Raw genomic sequence first — 10,258 nt, forward strand, 5'->3', positions numbered from 1 at the left:
GACCTCGTCGGCCGATTCCGGTCGCGCGCCTTCGGCGAGTGCTGCGCGGGTGGCGGCGGCCGCGTCGGCGGCCTCGGCCTCGGCGGTCTCCTGCTGCTCGGTCACTGCGGCGGCGGATGCCTCGGCAGCGGCGGTGCCGTTCGCGCGCACGATCTCGACGAGTTCCACGGCGTGGTCGTCGAACGCCTCGTACCGCGGCGAACCGTTGCCCGAGGGGGCGACCACGTCGGAGTGGGCGCCACAGCCGTATTCGATGTGGACGACGTGGCCGTCCGCGCCCATCGCGTTGCCACAGACGCCGAAGGATTCGCGCAGGGCGCCGGCCAGCGGCAGGAAGAAACCGCACAGGCCGCAGGTGGACGGGGCGGCCTTGGCCATCTCGGTGTCGGGGCCGAACTCGGTATACCAGCGCTCGGCGGCCTCGATCCGGCCCTCCAGGCTGAGCACCTGGGTGCGGCCGAGGCCGACCTCGTGACAGACCTCGTCGACCACGGGATCACCGGTCGCGATGTAGCCGGGGACGAGCCGGGGATCGTCGGCGGGCGGGGCGAGCAGATCGCCGGGGCCGAGGTCGCCGGGCCGGACCCGCTGCTCCCACGGGACGAAGTCGGGGGCGATCAGGGCGTCGGGCCCCGGCAGCAGCGCCGACTCGCTGACCGTGGCATATGTGGCCTCCGGCGGCGCGGCGACCACCACGGCCCACTGCCAGCCCCGGTAACCGGGCAGGGTCGCCTCGAACCGGTGGGTGGCTGCCGTCTCGTCCTCGGCACTCACCCCCAGATGGACTCCTACCCCGTCGGGTTCCAACTCGACGAGCGCACGACGTGCGACTTCGGCCGCATCGGCCAGAACAGGACGCACGCCGGACTCCGAAACAGATACTGCGCTCACGGCATACATTTTGCCGTATGAAGTGCAATCGGAGTTCGTTGGCCGTCGCAGTGCTGGTCAGCCTGCTCGGCGTGGGGGCCTGTGGGGGCCGGGAAGAGCCCGCGCCGCCCCGCCTGCGCGTCGAGGTGATCGGCTCGTCACCGCACGATCCGCGGGCCTTCACCCAGGGCCTGGAGGTGGTCGACGGGGTTCGCTACGAAAGCACCGGCATGTGGGGCGTGTCGAGCGCGCGCGCCGCCGATCAGGCCACCGGCGTCGAGACCGCGCGCGTCGACCTGCCGGGGAACCTGTTCGGCGAGGGCATGACCAGGGCGGGCGGGATCGTCTGGCAGATCACCTGGCAGGACCACATCGCCATCGCCCGCGACCCGGTCACCCTGGCCGAGACCGGCCGCGTCGAATACGAGGGCGAGGGGTGGGGCGTGTGCGCGCAACCCCAGCGCCTGGTGATGAGCGACGGCACGCCCACGCTCACCTTCCGCGACCCGGTGACCTTCGCGAAGACCGGCTCGGTGACGCTCACCGGCTACCCGTCCCCCCAGCCGAACGAACTCGACTGCGCCCCCGACGGCACGGTGTACGCCAACAACTACCCCTCCGACGAGATCCTGCGGATCGACCCGGAGACCGGCCGGGTGCTCGCGGTGATCGAGGCGAGCGGACTGCTCACCGCCGCCGAGCGCGCGGGTACCGATGTCCTCAACGGCATCGCCCACCTGCCCGGGACCGACCGGTTCCTGCTCACCGGCAAGTACTGGCCGCGCCTGTTCGAGGTGCGATTCGTCCCCGAATAGCGCGCTGTGGCCAACACTGCCGCGCCGCGAGTGAACGCGGAAACGCCGCGTGGGCCAGAATTGGACTGTGACTACTCCCCGCGATCCCTCCGGTCCCGACCGTGGTCGCCGGGACGGTACCCCCGCGGGCAGGCATCCCGGCTTCGGGCAGTACCCGCCGCGCGCGGGCGGGCCGGGTTACGACGAGCAGCCGCGCAGGCCGACCGCGCCGCGGAAGGTCTTCCCCCGCCCCGACTCGCCCGACCCGCCGACGATCCGGTCGAAGAACCCGTTCCGGCGCGGACGGTCCGAGCCCGATGCCGCCCCGACCACACCCTTACGCGGCGCGCCGACGCCCCGCGAACGCGCCAGGCCGACGCCGCCGGAGAAGGATCTCGGCCCGCCGGGCACCCGCCCGCTCCCCCGCGCCGAGGAGCCCGTCGACGACGAGATCAAGCAGCGGGTTCCGCGCAAGCTGACCGTCACCCGGGTCGCCGCCATGCGCAGCCGCGAACTCACCGAACGCGGATTCGCCACCTTCCAGCGCGCGGCCAAGGCCGACGGCGCCGATCAATCGGGTCTGACCGCGCTCACCTACGCCACGATGGCCAACTTCGCGCTCGACGCCGCGATCGCCGTCTCACTGGCCAACACCCTGTTCTTCGCCAGCGCGACCGCCGAGTCCAAGACCAAGGTGGCGCTGTACCTGCTGATCACCATCGCCCCGTTCGCGGTGATCGCGCCGCTGATCGGCCCGCTGCTGGACCGTTTGCAGCGCGGCCGCAGGCTGGCGCTGGCGACGACGTTCGGGCTGCGCGCGGTCTTCGCCCTGCTGCTGATCTTCGAGATCGACACCTGGGGGCTGTATCCGCTGGCGCTGTGCATGATGGTCGGCTCGAAATCCTTCGCGGTCCTCAAGAGCGCGGTCACGCCGAGGGTGCTCCCACCGGATATCGACCTGGTGCGCACCAACTCCCGGCTGACGGTGTTCGGCCTGGTCGGCGGCACCATCGGCGCCGGCGCGGTGGCCGCGCTCGCCGCGATGATCGCCGGCTCTACCGGCGCGCTGGTCCTGGCGACCGGCATCGCGGTGGCCGGGGCGTATCTGAGCTTGCGGATTCCGTCGTGGGTGGAGGTGACCGAGGGCGAGGTGCCCGCGACGCTGAGCTATCACGGCCCCGACGCGCACACCGAGGTGCTCGAGCCAGGCACGGAGTCCTCGGTGCCCGCCCGGAAACGCCGGCAGCCGCTGGGCCGGGCCGTGGTCACCGGGCTGTGGGGCAACAGCTCCATCCGCGTGCTCACCGGCTTCCTGACCTTCTACATCGCCTTCGTCGCCAAGGGCTCGGGCGGCAGCCCGACCGAGCAGGCGGCCATGCTCGCGGTGGTCGGCGCCGCGGCAGGCATCGGCAACTTCGGCGGCAACGCGACCGGCGCCCGGCTGACCCTCGGCAGGCCGTCGCTGGTGGTGCTCGGCTGCACCGGCGCGTGCGCCGCGGTGGCACTGTTCGCGATGTTCACCGGCAACCTGTTCGGCGCGGCGTTCGCGGCGCTGATCGCCTCGGCGGCGAGCGCGCTGGCGAAGGTGTCGCTGGACGCGGCCATCCAGGACGACCTGCCGCCGGAGTCGATCGCGTCCGGTTTCGGCCGATCGGAGACGGTGCTGCAACTGAGCTGGGTGATCGGCGGCGCGGCTGGTGTGCTGTTGCCGATCGAATTCTGGAAGGGTTTCGCGGTGATCAGCGTGATCCTGGTGATCGGCCTGATCCAGACGTTCGTCAGCTACACCGGACATTCGCTGCTGCCCGGCCTGGGCGGCAATCGTCCGCAGCACGCCGAGCAGGAAGTGCCCAACACCCATCCGTACCGGGCAGACCCCGGTGCGGTTCCGCGAGGGACAGGAGACCCCATCCGGTGAGCAAGCTCAACGTCCGCACGATCGTCGTTCTGGTCGCGGTCGGACTCTTCGCCGTCGCCGCGGTGACCGCGGGTCTGGTGGCCTACGGCGTGTCGAAGGCGCCCGAGCGCGACCCGCAGATCACCGCGTTCGCGCGCGGCACCACCGTCACCGTCGACCCGTTCCTGTACTGCACGGTCACCATGCAGGACTGCCGTTACGGCGAGACCACCGAGCTGACGACGACGGCGGGCCGCCCGGTGCAGCTGTCGCTCCCGGACAAGATCGCCGAGTCGCCGTGGCTGGTCCAGCTGATCTACCAGCGACCTTCCGGCGAGCAGGTCGACCGGGTGCTGAGCTTCGCCGACTTCCCCTCGGGCGCCCGCGCGCTCACCATCGATACCAAGCCCGAACCCGACCTGCGCCTGGCCGGCATCGAGGTCCAGCTCCCGATCCTGGCCCGCGACACCGTGACCGGCCGCGAGACCTACATCCCGCACGCCGCCTGGTCGATCAGCACCCCCGAGGCCTGACACGACTCGGTCCCGGACACCGTGGTGCCCGGGACCGAGGATCGGATCAGTGGTCGAGTTCGCGGGCGACGGCCCGCACGACCTCGGAGATCCGCTGGGACAGCTTGCGATCCGGGTACTTGCCGCGCCGCAGATCCGGCTGCACCTTGGTCTCGAGCAGCGTGATCATGTCCTCGACGAGGCCGTGCAGCTCGTCGGGCGACTTGCGCGGGCCCGCGTCCTTGCGGGCAGGCTGCTGAGACTGGTTGCCGCGCACGGTCGGCGGCGCCTCGAGCAGCTTCAGGCTCAGTGCCTGCGGGCCACGCCGACCCGCGGCCATGCCGAATTCGACGCGCTGGCCGGGCTTGAGACCTTCGACGCCATCGGGCAGCGCGGAGGAACGGACGTAGACGTCCTCGCCCTCGTCTTGGGAAAGGAAGCCGAAGCCCTTTTCGACGTCGTACCACTTCACCCGGCCGGTCGGCACTGCGCTCACCCGTTCATCATTCGATACCCGGACCCTTGTGGCTCGGGTTACATCTGCTTGTCGCGAAAAGAACGCGCCCCACAACAAGGCAGGACGCGATGTGCTCAGAGTCTACCCCGGTTGCTATAACGCGAGCACATCAGTTTTACGGTGCACCGGTGACCAACACACCTCCGCCCGCCGCCACTCCGCCGGAGCGCGACCCCCGCCGGCCCAGCGATCGACTGCTGCGACTGGCCGTCGCGCTGTTCGGTATCGGGATCCTGGCCGTGGTCGCCATCTTCGTGACGCCGATCGTGTCGGACTCGTCTCCGGGGCTGTGGCTGTACCTGCTGGCGATGCTCGCGCCGGTCGGCTTCCTGCTCGGCCTGGTGTTCGCGCTGTGGTCGGGCCGACGCGCGCGTTGACGCGTCAACTGGTTACCCGCGCGAATCGATACCCAGACAGCAGTGTGATCCTCATCACATAACGAGTAGGTCACGAACTGAGCGTGCAACCGTCGCGCACACCAGACACCGCGACTACCTGCGCGGACGCCTCGGGGATCACCCTGAGACCACCCCGAGACCCACCCGTACACGCCGGTTACCAAATAGTGACTTTCCCCGCTGTCCGTCGTACCGTTTCTCTCAGCCGGGGCAACCCCCGGAACCACCGGCCCGCCGCACCGAACCTCACCCCGCGGGTACCGGACCCCGATTGGAATCAGGAGTGAGGGCGGACCGGGAGACCTCTCAGTCCGGGCCACATGCAGGTGCGCACGAGAGGAAGAAACCCGATATGAGTGGACGCCACCGCAAGCCGACTTCCACCGGCCGCACTGTCGCCAAGGTCGCCGTCACCGGCGCGATCATCGGCACCGCCAGTGCAGCTTTCGCCGGAAACGCCAGCGCGGCCCCCGACTCCGACTGGGATCGCCTCGCGCAGTGTGAAGCCGGCGGCAACTGGGGCATCAACACCGGCAACGGCTACCAGGGTGGGCTGCAGTTCTCGCCCTCCACCTGGAACGCGCACGGTGGTGGCGAGTACGCCGCCACGGCCAACCAGGCCACCCGCGAACAGCAGATCGCGGTCGCCGAAAAGGTTCTCGCTTCTCAGGGTTGGGGCGCTTGGCCCTCCTGCTCGTCTCAGCTGGGTCTGAGCAGCGGCCCGACCGAGCGGATCGCGCCCTCCTCGCCGAGCTGGGCCCCGCAGGTGACTGTTCCGCAGGTGCAGGATCCGAGCCAGGAAGTCTTCCAGGCCGTCGATCGCGCCCTCTCCGTCGTGCAGCAGCAGGGTGTCGCCGTGCCCCAGCAGGCGCTCGATTTCTTCAACGCCGCCAAGGGCACTCAGCTCGACCCGGCCGTGATCGACTTCTTCGAGGCGAACAAGGGCCTGCTGCCCTCCTGATCGCCCGCGCAGACAACTAGAGCCCGCATCCCTAGGGATGCGGGCTCTTGTCTTTCCCGTCCTACCTACACCCGGTTGATCACCGTCTGCGGGTGGATGTACGGCAGCTTCGATGCCGGGACGGGAAACTCGGTGTCCTCACCGAAGGGCGAGAGGTTACCGGCGCGGGTCGACGACAGTTCGGTCACGGCGTGTTCGCCGTCGGCCACCTGCGGCCAGCCGTTGTCGACGTAGGGTTTCTTCGATTTGTTCACCACGGGGTCATTCTGGCATACCCACCACGGTGCTCAATCGCGGCTGGCGCCGCAGGTTCTCGGCCCGTTTCCGCGATCTTCTCTCCCTCCGGGCACTCCTTCGTCACAGCCTTCGGTCAGTCCCGAGCGAGGCGGCCGAGAACTGTAGGCTGGATCGGATGATCGCGACGGACTCCCTCGCCGATTGGCTCGGTGCGCGCACCGACTCCCAACTGGTGAAACTGCTGCAGTTGCGGCCCGATCTGGCGGTACCGCTGCCCGCGTCGATGTCGGTGCTCGCGGTGCGTGCCCAGCAGCGGGCCTCGGTGCTGCGCGCCGCCGACGATCTCGACACCCTCGAGTTCGCGATCATCGAAGCGCTCACGGCCAACGAGGATGCCCGCACGATCGGCACCGAGGTCACCCCGCTCACCCGGACCACCCTGCACGCGCAGCTCAAGGACCGGGTCACCAAGACCGCTTTCACCACCGCGCTGACCCGCCTGCTCGACCGCGCGCTGGTCTGGCAGACCGACGACGGCCTGCACCTGGCCCCGAGCGCCGCCGAAGCCCTCCCCTGGCCGCTCGGCGCGACGACGGCGCTGCCCGACGCGCTGACCGAGCCCGAAGTCACCGCCGCGCTCGCCGCGGCGGGCCCGGCCGAGCGGGCGCTGCTCGAGAAACTGGCCACCACCGGGCCGCGTGGCCGCACCAGGGATGCCGCACCCGGCGCTGACCCCGATCGTCCGGTACCGCGGCTGCTGGCGGCCCGGCTGCTGCACCGGATCGACGACGAGACGGTCGAGCTGCCGGTGACGGTCGGCCAGGTGCTGCGCGGCGACCCGGTCACCGACCCGCACGCACTCGCCCCGCCCAAGCCGACGCTGACCAAGCACGCGCCCGCCGAGGTGAACGCGGTCGGCGCGGGCGAAGTCGGTGAGCTGCTGCGCGATTGCGCCGACCTGCTCGACGCGCTGGGCCGCCTGCCCGCCCCCGCGCTGCGCGCCGGTGGTCTCGGCGTGCGCGAGTTGCGCCGCCTCGCCAAGCAGACCGGCATCGACGAGCAGCGCACCGGGCTGCTGCTGGAACTGCTGTCGGCCGCGAAGCTCGTGGAGAAGGGACTGCCGGAGCCGGTGCCGGAAGTCGACTCCACCGACGACTTCTGGGCCCCGACCCCCGCGGCCGACGCCTGGCTGGACGCACCGCCGGCGACCCGCTGGGTGCTGCTCGCGCAGGCCTGGCTGGACCTGGACCGGATGCCGTGGATGATCGGCCTGCGCGACGCCGCCGATAAGCCGATCGCCGCGCTCTCGGCGGAGCTGCGCATCCCGCACGCGGTGCGCGACCGGCACGCCGTCCTCGGCCTGCTCGCCGAGTACCCCAGCGGCACCGCGCTGACCGCCACCGATATCGGCAAGCTGCTGGCCTGGCGGATGCCGCGCAGGCGCAGGCACTTCCGGCTCGACGCGGTGACCGCGACGCTGGCCGAGGCCGCCACCCTCGGCCTGCTCGGCCGCGGCGCGCTCGATTCCGCCGCCAGGGCCCTGCTGCACGGCGCGGACACCAGCGTCGCCGACGCCGAGGCGGAGATGGCCGCGGCGCTGCCGGAGCCGGTCGATCACGTCCTCGTGCAGGCCGACCTGACGGTGATCGCGCCCGGTCCCCTGGTGCCCGAGTTACGCGGCCGGATCGCGCTCGTCGCGGATGTGGAGTCGGCGGGCGCGGCCACGGTCTACCGGGTCGGTGACGCCTCGGTGCGCCGCGCGCTCGACGCCGGGCTGACCGCCGCCGAACTGCACGCGCTGTTCGCCAACCACTCGCGCACGCCGGTCCCCCAGTCGCTGACCTACCTCATCGACGACGTCGCCCGCCGCCACGGCCAGCTGCGGGCGGGCATGGCGCAGTCGTTCCTGCGCAGCGACGATCCCGCGCTGCTCGCCCAGGTCCTGGCCGCGCCGGTGGCCGACACGCTGGCCCTGCGCGCGATCGCGCCGACCGTCGCCATCGCCCTGGCTCCGCTGGGTGAACTGCTCGAACAGCTGCGCGCGGCCGGTTTCGCCCCGGCCGGTGAGGATTCCGCGGGCGCGATCGTCGACCTGCGCCCGCGCGGCGCCCGCATCGCGGTCCGCCCGCTGGCCCGCAAGCCCTACCGCCCGAACCCGCCGAGCGACGAACAGCTCGCCCTGCTGGTCACCGAACTCCGCGCGGGCGAACGCGCCGCGGGCGCCCGCACGGGACAGTCGGTGCGCGCCGACGGCACCCGCACCGGCACCGCGGCGACCCTGGCCCTGCTCCAGCTGGCCGCCAGGGTCGGCCGCCCGGTGAACATCGGTTACGTNCTGGTCACCGAACTCCGCGCGGGCGAACGCGCCGCGGGCGCCCGCACGGGACAGTCGGTGCGCGCCGACGGCACCCGCACCGGCACCGCGGCGACCCTGGCCCTGCTCCAGCTGGCCGCCAGGGTCGGCCGCCCGGTGAACATCGGTTACGTCGACGCCCAGGGCGTCGCCAGCCAGCGCGTGGTCGAGCCCCTCCGCGTCGGCAACGGCCAACTGGACGCCGTCGACCCCGTCACCGGCGCGACCCGCCACTTCACTTTGCACCGAATAGCCTCGGTCGCCCTCCTCGACTGACACCGCAGGAAACGGCCGCCCCGATCACACACGCCCCGACCCCGAGGAGGGGCAGGCCGACACAGTCAGCCGACGCGGCCATACCGCCGATCAGGCACCACGGCGCAAGCGACGAAGAAGCAAGCAAGCAAGGACACCCGACCGGCGGAACCCAATAGGCCGCCGACCCAAGCGCACCAGCGCTCCACCAACCCAACCCCCACGCCCCGACCCCGAGGAGGGGCAGGCCGACGCAGTCGGCCGTCGCGGCCGTCCCGCCGATCAGGCGCCGTGGCGCAAGCGACGCAGGAGCAAGCCACGGCGCCTGACCGGTGGGACCAAGGGGCCGCGACCTCGAGCGCGCCAGCGCTCCGATATCACGGCTTGGCCATGCAGAAGGTGGCCTTGGGGTCGGAGACCGTGCGGAACTGGGTGGCGTCGGCACCGCACTGGAGCTCGTCGGCCACGCCGTCGATGCGCTTGACGACCTTGAACGTGGCCTCTGGGGCGGTGCAGGCCACGGTTTCGGCGGGGCGCTTGCCCGCGTCGGCGTAGCAGTTGCCCTGGGCGAAGTTGGGGGCCAGGCAGAGACCGGTCTTGGTGTCGCCCACCGTGCCGTTGAAGGTGGCATCGGCGACATCGCAGGTCAGCGGGGCCGTGCCGACCTGCACGATCCGGTAGTTCGACGTCGTCGCCGAGCAGTCACCGAGCTTGCCGACCATCGCGTCGGCCGCGTTGTCGGTGACCTCGACGCACGAGCCCGTGGCGAGCGAGCTGCCCGCCGAATCGCTGTCCGACGAACAGGCGGCGACCGCCCCGACCAGTGCGACCGTCGCCACGGGGGCGAGCACGACCCGCGCCAGCAGTCGCTTTCCTGGGAACAACACTGAAAACCTCACTCACCGAACGGTTCAGGCGAACATGACCGCCGGTGACGATACCCAAGCCCGCCGCGCCCGCGCTCGGCCCCGTCGAACCCTGGCTACCATCACAAAGATGACCCTCGACGATGTCGCAGGCGAGCTGTACGGCCTCGACCCCGGCGACTTCGTGCCGACCCGCACCGAACGGGCCGCCCAGGCCCGTGCCGACGGCGACCGCGAGCTGGCCAAGGCCATCACCGCGCTGCGCAAACCGACGGTCGCGGCGTGGACGGTCAACCTGCTGGCCCGGCACGCGCCGCAGGAGATCACCGCCCTGCTCGACCTCGGCGACGCCCTGCGCTCGGCCCAGCGCCAGCTCTCCGGCGACAAACTGCGCGCCCTCGGCGCCCAGCGCCAGCAGGTGGTCAACGCCATGACCAAGCGGGCGGGCGAACTGGCCGCCGAGCACGACCGCCCGGCCGGCGAGCAGGTGCTGCGCGAGGTCGGCCAGACCCTGACCGCCGCGCTGGCCGATCCCGGCGTCGCCGACCAGGTCCGCGCCGGCGTGCTGCCCGCCACCGTCACCTACGACGGCTTCGGC

Annotated in this window: 10 protein-coding genes and 1 pseudogene; 7 read left to right on the plus strand and 4 right to left on the minus strand. The window is 71.5% G+C overall.

Annotation, left to right across the window (positions count from 1 at the left end):
• On the minus strand, positions 1-900 hold a 900-nt coding region (locus V8688_RS29460), incomplete at its 3' end, for a DUF3027 domain-containing protein (protein ID WP_342802165.1).
• An 8-nt stretch (positions 901-908) separates the two neighbouring features.
• Between V8688_RS29460 and V8688_RS29465 the strand changes: the two genes are divergently transcribed.
• The 3 genes from V8688_RS29465 (at position 909) to V8688_RS29475 (ending at position 4,094) form a co-directional block, all read left to right on the plus strand.
• A complete protein-coding gene (locus tag V8688_RS29465) occupies positions 909-1,685 on the plus strand; it encodes a glutaminyl-peptide cyclotransferase (RefSeq protein ID WP_218716891.1) in 777 nt (258 codons plus the stop codon).
• A 67-nt stretch (positions 1,686-1,752) separates the two neighbouring features.
• Entirely contained in the window at positions 1,753-3,582 is a 1,830-nt protein-coding gene (locus V8688_RS29470; RefSeq protein WP_342802166.1) for an MFS transporter, read from the plus strand.
• Positions 3,579-4,094, plus strand: a complete 516-nt coding sequence (locus V8688_RS29475) for a DUF2771 domain-containing protein (RefSeq protein WP_218716890.1) — start codon at positions 3,579-3,581, stop codon at positions 4,092-4,094. Before V8688_RS29470 ends, V8688_RS29475 begins: the two co-directional genes overlap by 4 nt.
• Before the next feature lie 46 nt (positions 4,095-4,140).
• Here the strand turns inward: V8688_RS29475 and V8688_RS29480 are convergent, their stop codons facing one another.
• Entirely contained in the window at positions 4,141-4,560 is a 420-nt protein-coding gene (locus tag V8688_RS29480; RefSeq protein WP_218716916.1) for a cold-shock protein, read from the minus strand.
• A 158-nt stretch (positions 4,561-4,718) separates the two neighbouring features.
• Here V8688_RS29480 and V8688_RS29485 point away from each other — a divergent pair, with 158 nt between their 5' ends.
• Complete coding sequence (locus V8688_RS29485) at positions 4,719-4,967, plus strand: hypothetical protein (protein WP_218716889.1); 249 nt, start codon at positions 4,719-4,721, stop codon at positions 4,965-4,967.
• A gap of 373 nt (positions 4,968-5,340) precedes the next feature.
• Entirely contained in the window at positions 5,341-5,949 is a 609-nt protein-coding gene (locus tag V8688_RS29490) for a resuscitation-promoting factor Rpf1 domain-containing protein (RefSeq protein ID WP_218716888.1), read from the plus strand.
• Between the two features lie 65 nt (positions 5,950-6,014).
• Here the strand turns inward: V8688_RS29490 and V8688_RS29495 are convergent, their stop codons facing one another.
• The gene (locus V8688_RS29495) at positions 6,015-6,206 is read right to left on the minus strand and encodes a hypothetical protein (protein ID WP_218716887.1); all 192 of its coding nucleotides are present in this window, start codon (positions 6,204-6,206) and stop codon (positions 6,015-6,017) included.
• 155 nt (positions 6,207-6,361) lie between these two features.
• Between V8688_RS29495 and V8688_RS29500 the strand changes: the two genes are divergently transcribed.
• Positions 6,362-8,815 (plus strand): helicase-associated domain-containing protein, encoded by a 2,454-nt coding sequence (locus V8688_RS29500; protein ID WP_342802167.1) that lies wholly within the window; start codon positions 6,362-6,364, stop codon positions 8,813-8,815.
• A gap of 356 nt (positions 8,816-9,171) precedes the next feature.
• Here the strand turns inward: V8688_RS29500 and V8688_RS29505 are convergent, their stop codons facing one another.
• Positions 9,172-9,681, minus strand: a complete 510-nt coding sequence (locus tag V8688_RS29505) for a hypothetical protein (protein ID WP_218716885.1) — start codon at positions 9,679-9,681, stop codon at positions 9,172-9,174.
• Positions 9,682-9,790: 109 nt separating this feature from the next.
• On the opposite strand from V8688_RS29505, the pseudogene V8688_RS29510 reads away from it, so the two are divergent.
• Positions 9,791-10,258, plus strand: a pseudogene (locus V8688_RS29510) (hypothetical protein); the annotation flags it as partial.

This window comes from Nocardia sp. No.11 (assembly GCF_038752175.1).
GTDB lineage: Bacteria > Actinomycetota > Actinomycetes > Mycobacteriales > Mycobacteriaceae > Nocardia > Nocardia canadensis.

Excerpts from the sequence above, each read along its gene's own strand:
- V8688_RS29490 (WP_218716888.1), top strand. The coding sequence starts at position 5,341 with ATGAGTGGACGCCACCGCAAGCCGACTTCCACCGGCCGCACTGTCGCC.
- V8688_RS29465 (WP_218716891.1), top strand. The coding sequence starts at position 909 with ATGAAGTGCAATCGGAGTTCGTTGGCCGTCGCAGTGCTGGTCAGCCTG.